The sequence below is a fragment of the Kitasatospora sp. NPDC059673 genome (genome assembly GCF_042734215.1).
In the GTDB taxonomy this organism is placed as follows: Bacteria; Actinomycetota; Actinomycetes; order Streptomycetales; family Streptomycetaceae; genus Kitasatospora.
Window position 1 is genome coordinate 100641 of the sequence record NZ_JBHWEN010000007.1, and the last position, 15924, is coordinate 116564.

The window sequence follows — 15924 nt, forward strand, 5'->3', positions numbered from 1 at the left end:
CGACAGACGGGACGACCGTGCCTTCCACTCCCGCACCGACGGATGCCCGCACCGCCGAACTGCCCGGCCCCCAGCCGCCGTTGCTGCGGCGCCTGGTCGCCACGGTGCACGTGGACCCGGCCGGGCGGGTGCTGCTGTACCGGCGCGCGGCCGGGGCGGCGTACTACCCGGGGCACTACGACCTGCTGGCGCAACAAAGACCGCCGGATGGGCAGTTGGCGTCCGGCTTCCTGGTGGTGCGCCGGGTGCTGACCGACCGCCCGCCGGTGCCGCTGCCGGGCCCGGGAGCGGGCGAGGTCGACTGGTGCGGCTTCGTCCCACCCGCCGAGCTGCTGGCCGGCCGCCGCCTCCCGCTGGTGCCGGACGGGTTGCGCGTCCTGCGCCGCCTGAACGCCGTCTGAACGCCCTCCGGCGGGCGCGCTCCGCAACCGGCCGCACACGCCCCGCGTCCACTCGCCGACCTGCACCGATGCCGGACCGTCCGGGGCGCGCGACACTGGGGGTATGAGCGAGTCCGGAGACATATTCCACCCGCCGGTCGTGGTCCGCCCACCGACCCGCGGGGCGCGACCGTACCGGCGGGTGGAGATCTACGGGCGGACGGTGGGGCGGGCCACCTCGGCGGAGGACGTGGCGGAGTTCATCCGCCGCGCGGGCGTGGACGAGCCGGACCTGGACGACGCCGAGCTGGTCGCCTGGCGCGGCGGCGACCGCACCGTCTGGTCCCAGCCCGAGCAGCCCCAACAGCCCGAGCAGCCGGAGCGGCCACAACAGCCCCAGCCGCCCAAGCAACCCGAGCAACCCGAGCAGCCGGAACGGCCGGAACAGCCCGAGGACGCCTCGTCCTAGCCCGGGAGTTCACACGGCCTTGCGGTAGAGCCAGACCCCCAGCGGCGCGAAAGCCGCGACGATGCCGACGTCCCAGGCGAGGGCCTGCCAGACCTGCGAGCCGACCGGTGTGCCCAGCATCAGGGCCCGCACCGCGCCGGCCGTGATGGTCACGGGCTGGTGGTTGGCGAACACCTGGAGCCACCCGGGCATGGTCACGGTCGGGACGAACGCGGAGGACGCGAACACCAGCGGGGCCAGCACCGGGAAGGCGGCGGCGGTCGCGGTCTCCGGGTCGCCGACCGCGAGTCCGACCACGGCGAACACCCAGGACATCGCGAAGCCGAACGCCAGCACCAGCAGCGCCCCGGCCAGGAACCCCCAGACGTTGCTGTGCACCCGGAAGCCGACCAGGAAGCCAACGCCGCTGATCAGTGCCACCACGAACACGTTCCGGGTCAGGTCGGCGGTGGTCCGCCCGGAGAGCACGGCGGAGCGGGCCATCGGCAGCGACCGGAACCGTTCCATCAGGCCGGTCTGCAGGTCGGTGGCCAGGCCGATCGCGGTGTTGACCGCGCCGAAGGTGACCACCTGCACGAACACGCCGGGCATCAGGTAGTCGACGTAACTCACCCCGTGCAGGGCCGCGCCGACCACCCCGCCGAACACGTAGCGGAACATCAGCACGAACACGATCGGCTGCACCGTGGAGAAGATCAGCAGCCGGGGCACCCGGCGCAGCGCGATCAGGTTGCGCCCGCAGACCGCCAGGCCGTCCCGGACGGGGGCCAGCAGGCGTCCGGACAGGCCGGGCGTGGGGGCGAGGTCGATGGCTGGGGCGGTGGCGGTCATGACGGGCCTCCGGAGGTGCGGTGGCCGGTGAGGGCGAGGTAGACGTCGTCCAGGCTGGATTCGCGGACGGCGATGGTGTGCGGGGTGAGCCGTTCGGCCTCCAGCGCGTGCAGGACGTCCATCAGCAGCAGTGACCCGTCCGGACTGGGCAGGCGCAGCAAGGCACCCTCGCGCTCGGGGGTGCGTTCGAGACGGTCGGTGAGCAGGGCGGCGGCGCGGACGGCGCGCGGGTCCTCGCCCATGCCGAGTTCCAGCACGGTCATGCCGAGGCGGGCCTTGAGGGCGTGCGGGCTGTCGTCGGCGACCACCCGGCCCTCGGCGAGGACGGCGATGCGCTGGGCGAGGCGGTCGGCCTCCTCCAGGTACTGGGTGGTGAGCAGGACGGTGGTGCCGTCGGCGACGAGTTCCCGGATCAGCTCCCAGAGTGCTGTGCGGCTCTGCGGGTCGAGTCCGGTGGTGGGCTCGTCGAGGAACAGCACGGGTGGTTCGGGGACCAGCGCGGCGGCCACGTCGAGTCGGCGGCGCATGCCGCCGGAGAAGGTGCGCACGGGCCGGTCGGCGGCCGGGGTGAGGTCGAATCGGGCGAGCAGGTCGGCGGCGCGTGGGGACCTTCGGTGGCGGGGCAGTTGGGTGAGTTTTCCGATCAGGCGGAGGTTCTCACGGGCCGTCAGGTTGGGATCGACGGCGGCGTACTGGCCGGCCAGGCCGATCATTCGGCGCACGGCGCCCGGGTGGGCGACCACGTCGGTGCCGAGCACTTCGGCGCGGCCGCTGGTGGGCTGGATGATGGTGGTGAGGATGCGGATGGCGGTGGTCTTGCCCGCCCCGTTCGGCCCGAGCAGTCCGAACACGCTGCCGGGTGGCACCTCGAAGTCGACGTCGTCGAGTGCGACGAGGTCCTTGAAGCGTTTGCCGAGCCCTTGGACCCGGATCGCGGGGGTGGTGCTGTGCTGGGTGGTCATGGGCGCCCCCTCGGGCGAGGTGGTTCCCCTCCAGTGTCCGCCCGTCCGGGTGGGGCGCGCAGGACGGCCGTCCGGCGGCCGGGGCTGATGGGTTGCCAGGTGGGGCGGTGGGCCGTCCAGGGCAATGGGGTACCTCCTGGTGCGGACCGGGCCCGCTCTGGAGTGGCCGGGCGGCGGGCGGCGGGGGTGGATGGTGACCAGCCCGAAGCTGGTGACCAGCCCCCTCCGCTCCGTCTCCTGGAGTCGTGATGCCCCGTTCCCGTTGTCTGACCGCCGCCGCGGTGCTGTCCCTGTCCGTCCTCGCGGCCGCGGGCTGCGGCGCGGACCTCGCTCCGAGCGGCCCGCCGGCCACCGGGTCCGGGTCGCCGGCGCCGGCCGCCGAGGCGAGTCCGTCGGCCGGGTCGGCGTTCGCGACCTCGGCGGGCACCCGGGTTGCGCTGAAGAGCGTGGGCAACCTCGGCCCGGTCCTGGTGGACGCGCAGGGCCGCACGCTGTACCTGTACGGCGCGGACACCTCGGTGCACGGCACCTGCGTGGGCGAGTGCGCGAAGTCCTGGCCGCCGGTGACCACGCCGGGCTTCCCGTTGGCCGATCCGGGCGTGGACGACGGGCTGCTGGGCGCGGCGGCGCTCCCGGACGGGACGGCGCAGGTGCTGTACAAGGGCCACCCGCTGTACCGGTACACGGGCGACCACGGACCGGGCGAGGCCACCGGGCACACGGTGGCGGACCCGCACGGCACGTTCTACGCGGTGACCTCGCTGGGCGACCCGGTGGGCGTGGACGTCTCGACGCTGCACGGGGCCGGGGGCGTGCCGTCGGGGGCGGCTACGGCGAGCCCGGGGGCCACCGCCACCGCCACGGCTACCGCCAGTGCCAGTGCCAGTGCCACGGCTACTGCCACCGCCACCGCCACCGCCACCGCCACCGCCGGTCCAACTGCTGGGGCCACGGCAGGTGCCACCACGGGCACGACGGCTGGGGCCGACACCCCGGTGGCGCCCGCCAACCCGGCGGACCCGTACGTGCCGGTGGCGCCCTCCGCGCCCGCCGTGGTGCAGCCGCCCGACACCTCCGGAACGGATCCGGGCACGGACGCGGGTACCGACTCGGGCGCGGGTACCAGCACCAGCACCAGCCTGGGCGCGGGCGCGGACGCGGGTACCAGCACAGGCGCGGGCACCAGCACGGACGCGGACCCGGGCACCAACACAGGCGCGGGCACCAGCACGGACGCGGACGCGGGTACCAGCTCGGACGCGGACGCGAGCACCGGACCGGACGCAGGCACGGGCACCAGCACCAGCACCAGCACCAGCACCAGCACGGACACGAACGCGGGTACCAGCTCGGACGCGGACGCGGGCACCGACACCAGCACCAGCACCAGCACTCCCCCGGACACCAGCGCAGGCACCGGCGCGAACACCGACAACGGCCTCGACAACGGCACCCCGGACAACTGAGGTGCAGCGCCCGACCATGTCCCGGCAGACCGCCCTCACCGCACTCGCGGTGCTGGCGCCGCTAGCCGTCACTGCGGGGCTGGTGTGGTTCGGCCGCGCGCACACGTCCGACCCGGGCCGGAGCCTGTTCGGCCAGTCCGGGGTGGACGCGCTGCGGCTGAAGTCGCAGCTCGGTTCGGCGCTGCTCGGTCTGGCACTGGTGCAGGTGCTGCTGGCGCTGTGGATGTACCGGGGCGGCGCCCGGGCCCCCCGGGTGCGGATCTGGCACCGGGCGGGCGGGGTGGCGGCGTTCGCGCTGTCGTTGCCGATCGCCCAGCACTGTCTGCTGGCGTACGGGGTGCGGTTCACCGACGCGCGGGTGGGGGTGCACTCGGTGACGGGCTGCTTCCTGTACGGGGCGTTCGCGGCGAAGGTGCTGCTGGTGCAGCACGGGAAGTTGCCGGGCTGGGCGCTGCCGGTGGCGGGCGGCGCGCTGTTCTGCGCGATCGGGCTGCTGTGGTGGACGGCGGCGCTGTGGTTCCTGAACGGGTACGCCACGCCCGGGTTCTGACGGTGCGGCAGGTAACGGTCTGCGGTTGTGGGCGGCCCGGGCCGGTGTTCGAGTGGTAGGCAGTCGCGGTGGACGACCCTCGCCGCCGCGCGGTCACGGCGCCCGGCGGGGTGCCCGAGGAGGAGTTGCCCCGATGTCCCAGCACGTCCCGTTCACCACGAACAACGCGGGTGTCCCGGTCGAGAGCGACGAGCATTCGCTGACGGCGGGCCCGGTCGGCCCGGTCCTGCTGCACGACCACTACCTGATCGAGAAGATGGCCCAGTTCAACCGGGAGCGGGTGCCGGAGCGGGTGGTGCACGCGAAGGGCAGCGGCGCGTACGGCACCTTCGAGGTGACGCAGGACGTCAGCCGGTTCACCAGGGCGGACCTGTTCCAGCCGGGCAAGCAGTGCGACATGCTGGCCCGGTTCTCCACGGTGGCGGGCGAGTTGGGGTCGCCGGACACCTGGCGCGACCCGCGCGGTTTCGCGCTGAAGTTCTACACCGAGCAGGGCAATTACGACCTGGTCGGCAACAACACGCCGGTGTTCTTCGTCCGCGACCCGATGAAGTTCCAGGATTTCATCCGCTCGCAGAAGCGCCGCCCGGACAACGGCCTGCGCGACCACGACATGCAGTGGGACTTCTGGACGCTCTCCCCGGAGTCCGCGCACCAGGTGACCTGGCTGATGGGCGACCGGGGCATCCCGAAGAACTGGCGGCACATGGACGGCTTCTCCTCGCACGCCTACAGCTGGGTGAACGCGGTCGGCGAGCGCTTCTGGGTGAAGTACCACTTCAGGACCGACCAGGGCAACGACTTCCTGACCCAGGCGGAGGCGGACCGGCTGGCGGGCGCGGACGGCGACTGCCACCGGCGCGACCTGTTCGAGGCGATCGAGGGCGGCGACTTTCCGTCGTGGACGCTGCACGTCCAGGTGATGCCGTTCGACGAGGCGTGGAACTACCGGTTCAACCCGTTCGACCTGACCAAGGTGTGGCCGCACGGCGACTATCCGCTGATCGAGGTCGGCCGGTTCACCCTGAACCGCAACCCGGAGGACCACTTCGTCCACATCGAGCAGGCCGCGTTCGAGCCGTCCAACCTGGTGCCGGGCATCGGGGTCTCTCCGGACAAGATGCTGCTCGGCCGGATGTTCTCCTACCCGGACACCCATCGGCACCGGATCGGCCCGAACTACGCGCAGCTGCCGCCGAACCGCTCGCACGTGCCGGTGCACTCGTACGCCAAGGACGGCCCGATGCGTTTCGACGCGGCCCGCACCGCCCGCCCGTACGCGCCGAACTCGTACGGCGGGCCGGCCGCCGAGCCGGAGCTGTGGGGTGCGCCGCTGGGGTGGGACGTCGCCGGGCAGATGGTCCGCGAGGGGTACCCGCTGCACCGGGAGGACGACGACTGGGGGCAGGCCGGCACGCTGGTGCGCGAGGTGCTGGACGACGCGGCCCGGGACCGGCTGGTCGCGAACATCGCCGGGCACCTGCAGGACGGCGTGTCCGCGCCGGTGCTGGAACGCGCTTTCCAGTACTGGCGCAATGTCGATCAGGCGCTCGGGGACCGGGTCGTCGCCGCCGTCGCCCGCTGAATCCCGCTCTCGCCGCCCGCCCGGATCGCGCTTCCTGGCGGGCGGTGCTCGTTGACAACTCGGGCCCCCGGGGCAATCCTAAGCAAGCGCTTAGTCAGCCCACGTTTCTCTGCGAGGTGCCCCCGATGACCACCGCCGCTCCGCCCGGACTCGACCTGGAGAGGCTGCGCGCCCACCTGGACGTCGCCCTGCCCGCACCCACCGCCGGACCGCTGACGGCCCGCCGGTTCGAGGGCGGCCGGTCGAACCTGACCTACCTGGTCGAGGACGGTGTCTCCCGCTGGGTGCTGCGCCGGCCCCCGCTCGGACACGTGCTGGCCACCGCGCACGACATGGCCCGCGAGTACCGGGTACTGGGCGCACTTGCGCCGACCGCCGTGCCGGTGCCGAACCCGGTGCTGCTGGTCGAGGACGACACGGTGCTCGGCGCGCCGTTCTACCTGATGGAGTACGTCGAGGGCACCGCGCACCGGGACGCCAAGACGCTGGCCGCACTCGGCGAACAGCGGGTGCACGACCTCGGCGAGCGGCTGGTGGACACCCTGGTCGCCCTGCACGCACTGGATCCGACCGCGGTCGGCCTGGCCGGGTTCGGCCGCCCCGAGGGCTTCCTGGAGCGCCAACTGCGCCGCTGGGGCAAGCAGTTGGACGCCTCCCGAAGCCGCGAGGTGCCGGGCATCGACGAGTTGCACCAGCGCCTCGCCGACACCCTGCCCGGCTCCCCCGCCCCGGCGCTGGTGCACGGCGACTACCGGCTCGACAACGTGCTGGTCGGCCCGGACGACCGGATCACCGCAGTGCTGGACTGGGAGATGTCCACGATCGGCGACCCGCTCACCGACCTGGGCCTGCTGGTGATGTACACCGAACTGGCCCGCCGCTTCGACGGCGTCCTGCCCGGCGCGGCGCTCGCCCCCGGCTTCCCCGAAACCGACGAACTGGTGCGCCGCTACGCCGAGTTGTCCGGTAGGGACGTCTCCGGACTCGGCTGGTACGTGGGCTTCGCCTCGTTCAAGCTGGCGGTGGTGCTGGAGGGCATCCACTACCGGTTCACCCAGGGCGGCACGGTCGGCGCCGGGTTCGACCGGGTCGGCGAACTGGTGCCCCTGTTCGTGGAGTTCGGACGCACGTCGGTGGAGGGCTGAGAAGATGGATTTCGCGTACGACGCCAGGACGGTCCACCTGCTGGGTGAACTCGGCGCGTTCATGGACGAGTTCGTGTACCCGGCCGAGCCGGTGCTGGCCGGGCAGCTGGAGGACCCGAAGCGCGAGCCCTGGGCGATCCCGCCGGTGATCGGCGAACTCCGGGCGGCGGCGAAGGCCCGCGGCCTGTGGAACCTCTTCTTGCCGGGTGAGCTGGGCGCCGGGCTGACCAACCTCCAGTACGCGCCGCTCGCCGAACTCACCGGCCGCTCCGTCCTGTTGGCCCCGGCGGCGGTCAACTGCGCGGCCCCCGACACCGGCAACATGGAGCTGCTCGCCCAGTTCGGCTCCGCCGAGCAGCGCGAACGCTGGCTGCGCCCACTGCTGGACGGCGAGATCCGCTCGGCGTTCGCGATGACCGAGCCGGACGTCGCCTCCTCGGACGCCACCAACATCACCACCCGGATCGAGCGGGACGGCGAGGAGTACGTCGTCACCGGCCGCAAGTGGTACATCACCGGGGCGATGAACCCGAACTGCCAGCTCCTCATCGTGATGGGCAAGACCGACCCGGACGCCGAGGTGCACCGCCAGCAGTCGATGATCCTGGTGCCGCGCGACGCCCCGGGTGTCCAAGTCCTGCGCGGCATGCGGGTGTTCGGCTACGAGGACGCCGACCACGGTGGGCACGCCGAGATCGTCTTCGACCACGTCCGGGTCCCGGCCTCGAACCTGCTCGGCGAGGAGGGCTCCGGCTTCGCGATCGCCCAGGCCCGACTCGGGCCGGGCCGGATCCACCACTGCATGCGGGCCATCGGCATCGCCGAGCGGGCCCTGGAACTGACCTGCCACCGGGTCAACTCCCGGGTGGCGTTCGGCCGTCCGCTGGCCGAGCAGGGCGTGGTGCAGGACTGGATCGCCGAGGCCCGGGTGCGGATCGAGCAGGCCCGGCTGCTGGTCCTGAAGACCGCCTGGCTGATGGACACCGTCGGCAACCGGGGCGCCCACACCGAGATCCAGGCCATCAAGATCGTCGTCCCGTCCACCGTGGAGTGGATCCTCGACAAGGCCGTCCAGGCGCACGGCGCGGCCGGCGTCAGCCAGGACACCGTCCTCGCCCAACTCTGGTCCGGCAACCGCACCTTGCGCCTGGCCGACGGCCCGGACGAGGTCCACCGGCGCTCGCTGGCGCGGCGGGAGCTGAAGAAGTACCGCTGAGCACGCGCCGGGGGGCGGCCCGAACGGGCCGCCCCCTCTTGGCAGTTACGGCAGGACGACGATCCGGCCGGTGCTGGCGCCGGTGGCGACCCGGTGGACGGCCTCGGCGGCGCCGGCCAGCGGGACGCGCTCGGAGATCAGCGGGCGGACCACCCCGGTGGCGGCGAGGGCGGTCAGGGCGTCATGGCAGTCCCGGACGGCCTGCGGGTCCTTCGCCACGTACAGACCCCAATGCAGGCCCAGCACCGAGTAGTTCTTCACCAGGGCATGGCCGAGCGGCGGGGCAGGGATCTCGCCGGAGGCGAAGCCGACCACCACGATCCGGCCCTCGAAGGCCACGCACTTGGTGGAGCCGGTGTAGGCGCTGCCGCCGACCGGGTCGAAGACCACGTCGGCGCCCCGGCCCGAGGTTGCGGCCCGGACGGCTCCGACGAAGTCCTCGGACTTCCGGTCGATCACCAAGTCAGCGCCCAACTCCCTGGCCACGTCCGCCTTTTCGGCCCCGCCGACGACAGCGATGACGAACGCCCCGGCGGCCTTGCCGAGTTGCACGGCGGCGCTGCCGACGCCACCGGCCGCGGCGTGCACCAGCAGCGTCTCGCCGGGCGCGAGGCGGGCCCGGCGGTGCAGCGCGAACCAGGCGGTCTGGTAGGCGATCAGCAGGGCGGCCGCCTCGGCGTCGTCCAGGCTGTCGGGCGCGGGCAGCGCGGTGGCGGCGTCCATCAGCGCGTACTCGGCGAAGGCCCCGGCGGGCAACTCGGCGGTGCCGATGAGGCGTTCACCCGCGCGCGGGCCCTCGATCAGCTCGCCGCAGAGCTCCACCCCGGGGGTGTAGGGCAGCGGCGGGCGCACCTGGTACCGCCCTGCCGCCATCAGCGCGTCCGGGAAGTTGACGGCCGCGGCCCGGACCCGGACCAGCAGCTGCCCCTCGCCCGGAACGGGGCGGTCGGCGTCCTCCGCGAGCTTCATCACGTCCAGCGGGGCGCCGAGTTCGGCGATCTGCCAAGCTCTCATCGGGTCTCCCCTCGGTTCTCGATCTGCTGCTGGAGCCGGTTCATGCCGTGCAGCCAGCGGTCGGGAGTGGTGGCGCGGGCCGCATAGTAGTCGGCGACCTCGGGATGCGGCAGGATCAGGAACTCGCCCGCCGCCATGCCCCGCAGGGCGGCCCCGGCCACCTCGGCGGGCTCGATCGCGGTGGGCGCGAGCAGCACCTGCCCGTGCTCACCGGTGCCGTCCAGCATCCTGGTCCGCACCCCCTGCGGGCACAGCGCGTGCACCTGGACGCCGCGGTGCCGGTACGTCGCGGACAGCCACTCGGCGAAGGCGAGGGCGCCGTGCTTGGTGACGGCGTACGGGGCGGAGCCGAGCATGGTGAGCAGCCCGGCGGCGGAGACGGTGGCCAGGAACCGGCCGCGGCCGCGCTCCAGCCAGTCGGGGAGCAGCAGTTGGCTGGCGCGGACGTGGCTGAGCACGTTGACCTGCCAGGCCTGTTCCCAGGCTTCGGGCGGGGCGTCGGGGCCGCCGGTGGTGGCGACGCCGGCGTTGGCGCAGTACAGGTCGATGGCGCCGAGGTGGGCGCGGGCGGCGCCGATCAGTGCGGCGACGCCCTCGGCGCTCGCGGCGTCGCCGGGGGCGGCGTGGGCGCCGAGTTCGGCGGCGACGGCGTGGGCGGCGTCCGCGTCGAGGTCGTTGACCACCACCCGGGCGCCGGCCTCGGTCAGCGCGCGGGCGAGGGCCGCGCCGATGCCGTGGCCGGCGCCGGTGACGACGGCGCCGGTCCCGGTGGCGTCGAAGGCGGGTCGGCCGCCTGTCACAGCCCGCCGCCGAGGGTGACGCCGCCGTCCACCACCAGGGTCTGGCCGGTGATCCAGCCGGCGTCCTCGGAGAGCAGGAAGGCGACCGCGCCGGACACGTCCTCGGGCAGGCCGAGGCGGCCGAGCGGGTAGGCGCGGGCGACCTTCTCCTCGCGGCCCTCGAACAGGGCTTCGGCGAAGCGGGTCTTGACCACGCCGGGGGCGACCGCGTTGACCCGGATGCCGGGGCCGAGTTCGGAGGCGAGTTCCATGGTGAGGCGGATCAGCGCGGCCTTGGAGACGCCGTACATGCCGATGCCGTTGGAGGCGCGGATGCCCGCGATCGAGGCGACGTTGACCACCGCGCCGCCGTGCTCGGCCATCCAGGCGGCGTGCGCGCGGCGGGTCCAGGCCAGCGGGGAGAGCACGTTGACGGCGAGGATCTTGGCGGCGGCGACCGGGTCGGTCTCCAGGATCGGGCCGTAGACCGGGTTGATGCCGGTGTTGTTGACCAGCAGGTCGAACCGGCCGAAGGTCTCCATCACCCGGGTGACGGTCTCCTCCTGGTGCGCGGCGTCGTCGGACTTGCCGGCCACCGCCAACGCGTGGTCGGGGCCGCCGAGTTCGCGCACCGCCTCGTCCAGGGTCTGCTGGGTGCGGGCGGTGATGCAGACCTTGGCGCCGCGCTGCACCAGTTCGCGCGCGATGCCGAGGCCGATGCCGCGGCTCGCTCCGGTGACCACCGCCACCTTGCCCTTGAACGACACTGTCATCGCCGTACCTCTCGGATCTGCTGCCAGGGATGGTTCCGCCTCGCACCGACGCCCTGTCTCGGCGGCGGCTTGACTAAGCGCTTGCTTAGCATCTTGGCGGCGGGCGACACTGTCAACAGCCCACCCCGCCCGGCGCCGCCCGGACCGGCCGAACCCATCTGCGAGGATTGCCCCCATGAACGACCCAGCGACCGCCGCACTGTGGCCCGGGGAGGGCACCGAGGCGGCACGGCGGCTGCTGCTGGCCGCCGTGGACTCCTTCGCCCGCCGCGGCTACCACGCCACCACCACCCGGGACATCGCCACCGCCGCCGGCATGAGCCCCGCCGCGCTGTACATCCACTACCCCTCCAAGGCGGCCCTGCTCGCCGAGATCTCCCGCACCGGCCACCGGGCGACGCTGGACCTGGTGGAGCAGGCCGAGGCCTCCGCCGCCGAGCCCGTCGCACAAATGCGCACCCTCGCCGAGTCCTTCACCACCTGGCACGCCCGCGGCCACACGGTCGGACGGATCGTCAACCACGAACTGCACGCGCTGCCCGAGGAGGACTTCGCGGCCGTCGCCGAACTGCGCATCCGGATCGAGGAGACGGTGCTGCGGATCATCGCGCGCGGCGTGGCGGACGGCGTCTTCCAGGTGCCCGACCAGCGGACGGCGGCCCGCGCCGTCACCTCGCTGGGCATCGACGTCTCCCGCTGGTACACCGAGCGCAGCAGCGAGTCGCCGGAGGAACTGGGCCGCCGCTACGGGCAGTTGGTGCTGCGCATGCTGGGTGCACCGGCTGCGGAGATCGACGGCTGACGACGGCCGAGCCACCATCGCCGCGCGCTCCGCTGGACGCCCCGGCTCCCGTTGACTTAGGTTAGCCTCACCTAATCAACAGGAGGCTCCCTGTGCTGCCCCAGCCCGCCCGCCGCAAGCCTTCGGCCGCCGAACGCGCCCGCACCCTGCTGGAGTTCGCCTCCTCCGCCGTCCTGGACATCCGCGGCGCCGACCTGGCCGCCCGCCCCGGCCTGCCCCCGCAGGTGCGCTGCACCCTGCGGCCGGACGGCGCGGTGGCCGTCCTGGTCGGCCGTGAGTCCGCCCTGCACCGGATCACCGCCCTCGCCCGCGGCCCCCTCACCGCCGAACTCGAATGCGTGGATGTCGCTCCCGTCGCCCTGCCGCACCGCATCCGCGGCCGGCTCCACGCGCAGGGCCTGCTCACCCGCTCCCCCGGCGAGACGCCGCCCGTCGGCGGGGGCGTCCTGCTGCGTCTGGACATCGACCACCTGGCGCTGGACGACCTGTGGGGCGACGAATGCTGCCTCGACCCCGCCGACCTGGCCGCCGCCGCCCCCGACCCGGTCGCCGCCGAGGAGGCCCGCCTGCTCCAGCACCTGGCCGCCGCCCACGCCGACCAGCTCCTGCTGCTCGGCACCCGGGCCCTGACCCGCCCCGACACCCCGCCGCTCCGGGCCGAGCACCTCCACGAAGTCCGCCCCGTCGCCCTCGACCGCCACGGCCTGCGCGTCCGCCTCCTCACCACCGACCCGGCCACCGCGCTGGACGCCCGCTTCGACTTCCCCCACCCGGTGACGCACCCCGACGACCTCCCGGAGGCCATGCACCGCCTGTTCGCCCACACCACCACCGCGGTGCGACCCGACTGAGCGTCAGCGGGGCGCGGCCAGAATGGAGAAGCGGCCGCCCTCGGGGTCGGCGAGGCGGGCGACGCGGCCGTAGCGGGAGTCGGCGGGGCCGTCGAGGACGCGGCCGCCGAGGGTGGTGGCGCGGTGGGCCGTGGCGTCGGTGTCGGAGACCGAGAAGAAGACCTCCCAGTGCGGGGCGAGGTCGTGGGCGAGGCGGAGTGCGGCCACGCTGCGGCCCTCGGAGCGCAGCACGACGCGCTCGTCCTCGTAGCGGACCTCGAACTGGGCCGGGTCGCGGCCGTCCCAGCGGAACACCTCGCCGTAGAAGAGCGCGGCGGCGAACGGGTCGGCGGTGCGCAGTTCGATCCAGGCGGGTGCGCCGGGGGCGGCCATCCAGGTGTCCTCGCCGGGCTCGCCCTCCCAGATGCCGAAGGTCGCACCGAACGGGTCGGCGGCCAGCGCCACCCGGCCCGCGTCGAACGCCAGCGGGCCGACGGCGAGCGTGCCGCCGCGTTCGCGGACGCCGTCGGCGGCGCGGTCGGCGCTCTCGATGCCGAAGTAGGTGGTCCAGGCGACCGGGCGCTCCCACGCGGCGTCCAACTGGCTGAGCCCGGCGACCTCGACGCCGTCCACGGTGGCACGCACGTACGGGCCCCAGCGGTCCGGGCCGGGGACGAACTCCCAACCCAGCAGCGGCCCGTAGAACCGCTGCGCGGCGTCCATGTCATGGACCGTCAGGCCCGCCCAGCACGGCACCGCGGGTACACAGCGCACCGTGGCCGTTCGCTCCGCCACCATCCCTCGGGCTCCCTTCGCCGCCGCCCCGGCCGCCCGGCCGGACCCGCGACCCAGCCTAGGCCGACGCCCCGGCCCGATCGCGCTCCGCCTCGCGGGCGAATCCGCCCCGTGTCCCCACCCGGCACGGCTCCCCGGCCGAGGGCACGGCAGTGCAAGCCGGACGGCAGACCCCCCTCCTCAACCCATCCCCCACACCCACCACCCGAACCACCCGACAGCCGAAGGCAGATCCCCACCCCCCACCCGGCGCGGGTCCCCCGGCCGGGGGCGTGGCGGTGCACGCCAGATAGCCGACCCCCCTCAACCCCTCCCCCACACCCGCCGCCCGGCCTCCCCCGACCACTCCGAACACCGCAGGCCCACCGCCCGAACCACCCGACAGCCGAAGGCAGATCCCCACCCCCCCACCCGGCGCGGGTCCCCCGGCCGGGGGCGTGGCGGTGCACGCCGGACAGCAGACCCCCACCCCTCAACCCGTCCCCCACACCCGCCGCCCGACCAACGCCGACCACCCCGAACACCGCAGGCCCACCGCCCGAACCACCCGACAGCCGAAGGCAGATCCCCACCCCCCCCCCACCCGGCGCGGGTCCCCCGGCCGGGGGCGTGGCGGTGCCATGGTCGGGGAAGTCGGATGGCGGGAAGGAGATTGGGCATGGACACCGGAATCGTGATCGTCGGGGCGAGCCTGGCCGGGGCGAAGGCGGCCGAGGCGCTGCGCACGGAGGGCTACGGGGGGCCGATCACGCTGGTCGGCGACGAGAACGAGCGGCCGTACGAGCGGCCGCCGCTCTCCAAGGGGTACCTGCTCGGCAAGGAGGAGCGGGAGAAGATCTACGTGCACCCCGCCGACTGGTACCGGCAGCACGACGTCACCCTGCGGCTGGGCGTCGCGGCGACCGCGATCGACCCGGCCGCGCACACCGTCACCGTCGAGGGCGGCGACCGGCTGCCGTACTCCAAGCTGCTGCTGACCACCGGTTCGTCGCCGCGCCGGCTGCCCGTGCCGGGCGGCGACGGGGAGTTCGTGCAGACGCTGCGGCGGGTCGGTGACAGCGAGCGGTTGAAGGCGGCGTTCCGGCCCGGCGCCCGGGTGGTGATCGTCGGCGCGGGCTGGATCGGCCTGGAGACGGCGGCCGCGGCCCGCGCCGCGGGGTCGGAGGTCACCGTGCTGGAGGCCGCCGAACTGCCGCTGCTGCGCGTCCTCGGCCGGGAGGTCGCCCAGGTCTTCGCCGACCTGCACCGCGCGCACGGCGTGGACCTGCGGTTCGGTGTCAAGGTCGAGGAGTTGCGGGCGGACGGTGTGCGGCTGGGCGACGGCAGCACGGTGCCGGCGGACGTCCTGCTGGTCGGCGTCGGTGTCAGCCCCAACACGGCGCTCGCCGAGCAGGCCGGGCTGACCGTCGACAACGGCGTCCGCACCGACCAGCACCTGGCCGCCTCGCACCCCGACATCTATGCGGCGGGCGACGTGGCAAACGCTTTCCATCCGCTGTTCGGCAAGCCGATCCGGGTCGAGCACTGGGCGAACGCGCTCAACCAGCCGGCCGTCGCCGCGGCGGCGATGCTCGGCAAGGACGCCGTGTACGACCGGGTGCCGTACTTCTTCACCGACCAGTACGACCTGGGCATGGAGTACACGGGGTTCGCGGAGCCCGGCGGCTACGACCGGGTGGTGTTCCGCGGCGATGTCGCCGGGCGGGAGTTCATCGCGTTCTGGCTGTCCGGCGGCAGGGTGCTGGCCGGCATGAACGTCAATGTGTGGGACGTGACCGACCCGATCCGTGAACTGGTCCGCTCCGGGCGCGGCGTGGACCCGGAGCGGTTGGCGGACCCGGACGTGCCACTGACCGGTGTCTGACGGGCCTGTCGGGTCAGTTGGGCTGTCTGACTTCCTCGTGGGCCTTGGTGAGCAGCTGCATGGCGAGGTCGTTCAGGGCGCGGGCCCCGGCGACCTCCTCGCCGACCCGCAGCTGTGGGCGGTCGGCGTGGTGACGGGTGGAGTAGCCGTGTGCGCGGACCTCCGTTCCGTCGGCGAGGCGGACCATCGCGGCAGCCTTGGTGCGGTTGCCGTCCTCCTCGAACTCCATTTCGATGTGCCATCCGACCAGCGTCCGCATGGCCGCCACCTCCCGGGTGGGTACAGGGTGTTCAGCTTTCCGGCTGGTTCGCCGTGCTGGGCTCCTCGGAGGCCGGTTCGCAGTCCTCGCGGCCGGTCTCCGTGTGCACCACCCGGATGGGGTGGTGCGGGTCGTCGATGTGGATGACCTGCTGGGGCTGGCCGCAGCGCGGGCAGAGCAGGGGGATCGGGTGCATCTCGGCCG

General features: G+C 73.7%; 18 protein-coding genes. 10 read left to right on the forward strand and 8 right to left on the reverse strand.

Features of this window, described 5'->3' with window-relative positions; translation table 11 throughout:
* Positions 1-17: 17 nt before the first annotated feature.
* A complete protein-coding gene (locus ACFV18_RS11135; protein WP_380481709.1) occupies positions 18-401 on the forward strand; it encodes a hypothetical protein in 384 nt (127 codons plus the stop codon).
* 103 nt (positions 402-504) lie between these two features.
* Positions 505-849: a hypothetical protein gene (locus tag ACFV18_RS11140; protein ID WP_380481711.1), complete on the forward strand. Its 345-nt coding sequence runs from the start codon at positions 505-507 to the stop codon at positions 847-849.
* Between the two features lie 9 nt (positions 850-858).
* Here the strand turns inward: ACFV18_RS11140 and ACFV18_RS11145 are convergent, their stop codons facing one another.
* Both ACFV18_RS11145 and ACFV18_RS11150 read right to left on the reverse strand, forming a co-directional pair.
* On the reverse strand, positions 859-1680 hold the full coding sequence (locus ACFV18_RS11145) for an ABC transporter permease (protein WP_380481713.1): 822 nt from the start codon (positions 1678-1680) through the stop codon (positions 859-861).
* Entirely contained in the window at positions 1677-2642 is a 966-nt protein-coding gene (locus tag ACFV18_RS11150; RefSeq protein ID WP_380481714.1) for an ATP-binding cassette domain-containing protein, read from the reverse strand. The genes ACFV18_RS11145 and ACFV18_RS11150 overlap by 4 nt, the downstream gene beginning before the upstream one ends.
* A 248-nt stretch (positions 2643-2890) precedes the next feature.
* Between ACFV18_RS11150 and ACFV18_RS11155 the strand changes: the two genes are divergently transcribed.
* From ACFV18_RS11155 to ACFV18_RS11175, 5 genes are all read left to right on the forward strand, one after another.
* Positions 2891-4108 (forward strand): hypothetical protein, encoded by a 1218-nt coding sequence (locus ACFV18_RS11155; protein WP_380481716.1) that lies wholly within the window; start codon positions 2891-2893, stop codon positions 4106-4108.
* 16 nt (positions 4109-4124) lie between these two features.
* Positions 4125-4658, forward strand: coding sequence for a DUF6529 family protein (locus tag ACFV18_RS11160; protein ID WP_380481718.1), 534 nt, complete (start codon positions 4125-4127; stop codon positions 4656-4658).
* Between the two features lie 133 nt (positions 4659-4791).
* A complete protein-coding gene (locus ACFV18_RS11165; RefSeq protein WP_380481719.1) occupies positions 4792-6243 on the forward strand; it encodes a catalase in 1452 nt (483 codons plus the stop codon).
* Between the two features lie 125 nt (positions 6244-6368).
* A complete protein-coding gene (locus ACFV18_RS11170) occupies positions 6369-7388 on the forward strand; it encodes a phosphotransferase family protein (protein ID WP_380481721.1) in 1020 nt (339 codons plus the stop codon).
* Between the two features lie 4 nt (positions 7389-7392).
* Entirely contained in the window at positions 7393-8604 is a 1212-nt protein-coding gene (locus ACFV18_RS11175; protein WP_380481723.1) for an acyl-CoA dehydrogenase family protein, read from the forward strand.
* Between the two features lie 45 nt (positions 8605-8649).
* On the opposite strand, the gene ACFV18_RS11180 is transcribed toward ACFV18_RS11175, so the two are convergent.
* The 3 genes from ACFV18_RS11180 to ACFV18_RS11190 are packed head-to-tail and all read right to left on the reverse strand — an operon-like array spanning position 8650 to position 11170.
* Positions 8650-9618, reverse strand: coding sequence for an NADPH:quinone oxidoreductase family protein (locus tag ACFV18_RS11180; protein WP_380481724.1), 969 nt, complete (start codon positions 9616-9618; stop codon positions 8650-8652).
* A complete protein-coding gene (locus tag ACFV18_RS11185) occupies positions 9615-10418 on the reverse strand; it encodes an SDR family oxidoreductase (protein ID WP_380481726.1) in 804 nt (267 codons plus the stop codon). Before ACFV18_RS11185 ends, ACFV18_RS11180 begins: the two co-directional genes overlap by 4 nt.
* Positions 10415-11170: an SDR family oxidoreductase gene (locus tag ACFV18_RS11190; protein WP_380481727.1), complete on the reverse strand. Its 756-nt coding sequence runs from the start codon at positions 11168-11170 to the stop codon at positions 10415-10417. Before ACFV18_RS11190 ends, ACFV18_RS11185 begins: the two co-directional genes overlap by 4 nt.
* 175 nt (positions 11171-11345) lie before the next feature.
* Here ACFV18_RS11190 and ACFV18_RS11195 point away from each other — a divergent pair, with 175 nt between their 5' ends.
* Positions 11346-11972 carry a TetR/AcrR family transcriptional regulator gene (locus ACFV18_RS11195; RefSeq protein ID WP_380481728.1) on the forward strand — a complete coding sequence of 209 codons (627 nt, stop codon included), beginning with the start codon at positions 11346-11348 and terminating at the stop codon, positions 11970-11972.
* Positions 11973-12064: 92 nt separating this feature from the next.
* A complete protein-coding gene (locus tag ACFV18_RS11200; protein ID WP_380481730.1) occupies positions 12065-12823 on the forward strand; it encodes a DUF2470 domain-containing protein in 759 nt (252 codons plus the stop codon).
* 3 nt (positions 12824-12826) lie between these two features.
* Here the strand turns inward: ACFV18_RS11200 and ACFV18_RS11205 are convergent, their stop codons facing one another.
* On the reverse strand, positions 12827-13525 hold the full coding sequence (locus ACFV18_RS11205; RefSeq protein ID WP_380481732.1) for a VOC family protein: 699 nt from the start codon (positions 13523-13525) through the stop codon (positions 12827-12829).
* Positions 13526-14255: 730 nt separating this feature from the next.
* Here ACFV18_RS11205 and ACFV18_RS11210 point away from each other — a divergent pair.
* Complete coding sequence (locus ACFV18_RS11210; protein ID WP_380481734.1) at positions 14256-15461, forward strand: NAD(P)/FAD-dependent oxidoreductase; 1206 nt, start codon at positions 14256-14258, stop codon at positions 15459-15461.
* Between the two features lie 13 nt (positions 15462-15474).
* Here ACFV18_RS11210 and ACFV18_RS11215 read toward each other — a convergent pair whose 3' ends face one another.
* Positions 15475-15720, reverse strand: coding sequence for a DUF1876 domain-containing protein (locus ACFV18_RS11215; protein ID WP_380481736.1), 246 nt, complete (start codon positions 15718-15720; stop codon positions 15475-15477).
* A 31-nt stretch (positions 15721-15751) separates the two neighbouring features.
* Positions 15752-15916: a hypothetical protein gene (locus ACFV18_RS11220; RefSeq protein WP_380481738.1), complete on the reverse strand. Its 165-nt coding sequence runs from the start codon at positions 15914-15916 to the stop codon at positions 15752-15754.
* Between the last annotated feature and the right edge of the window lie 8 nt (positions 15917-15924).

Bases quoted from the DNA above. Each gene is read 5' to 3' on its own strand.
- ACFV18_RS11140 (WP_380481711.1), top strand. From the start codon at position 505: ATGAGCGAGTCCGGAGACATATTCCACCCGCCGGTCGTGGTCCGCCCA.
- ACFV18_RS11145 (WP_380481713.1), bottom strand. From the start codon at position 1,680: ATGACCGCCACCGCCCCAGCCATCGACCTCGCCCCCACGCCCGGCCTG.
- ACFV18_RS11150 (WP_380481714.1), bottom strand. From the start codon at position 2,642: ATGACCACCCAGCACAGCACCACCCCCGCGATCCGGGTCCAAGGGCTC.
- ACFV18_RS11155 (WP_380481716.1), top strand. From the start codon at position 2,891: ATGCCCCGTTCCCGTTGTCTGACCGCCGCCGCGGTGCTGTCCCTGTCC.
- ACFV18_RS11160 (WP_380481718.1), top strand. From the start codon at position 4,125: ATGTCCCGGCAGACCGCCCTCACCGCACTCGCGGTGCTGGCGCCGCTA.
- ACFV18_RS11165 (WP_380481719.1), top strand. From the start codon at position 4,792: ATGTCCCAGCACGTCCCGTTCACCACGAACAACGCGGGTGTCCCGGTC.
- ACFV18_RS11170 (WP_380481721.1), top strand. From the start codon at position 6,369: ATGACCACCGCCGCTCCGCCCGGACTCGACCTGGAGAGGCTGCGCGCC.
- ACFV18_RS11175 (WP_380481723.1), top strand. From the start codon at position 7,393: ATGGATTTCGCGTACGACGCCAGGACGGTCCACCTGCTGGGTGAACTC.
- ACFV18_RS11180 (WP_380481724.1), bottom strand. From the start codon at position 9,618: ATGAGAGCTTGGCAGATCGCCGAACTCGGCGCCCCGCTGGACGTGATG.
- ACFV18_RS11190 (WP_380481727.1), bottom strand. From the start codon at position 11,170: ATGACAGTGTCGTTCAAGGGCAAGGTGGCGGTGGTCACCGGAGCGAGC.
- ACFV18_RS11195 (WP_380481728.1), top strand. From the start codon at position 11,346: ATGAACGACCCAGCGACCGCCGCACTGTGGCCCGGGGAGGGCACCGAG.
- ACFV18_RS11205 (WP_380481732.1), bottom strand. From the start codon at position 13,525: ATGGACGCCGCGCAGCGGTTCTACGGGCCGCTGCTGGGTTGGGAGTTC.
- ACFV18_RS11210 (WP_380481734.1), top strand. From the start codon at position 14,256: ATGGACACCGGAATCGTGATCGTCGGGGCGAGCCTGGCCGGGGCGAAG.
- ACFV18_RS11215 (WP_380481736.1), bottom strand. From the start codon at position 15,720: ATGCGGACGCTGGTCGGATGGCACATCGAAATGGAGTTCGAGGAGGAC.
- ACFV18_RS11220 (WP_380481738.1), bottom strand. From the start codon at position 15,916: ATGCACCCGATCCCCCTGCTCTGCCCGCGCTGCGGCCAGCCCCAGCAG.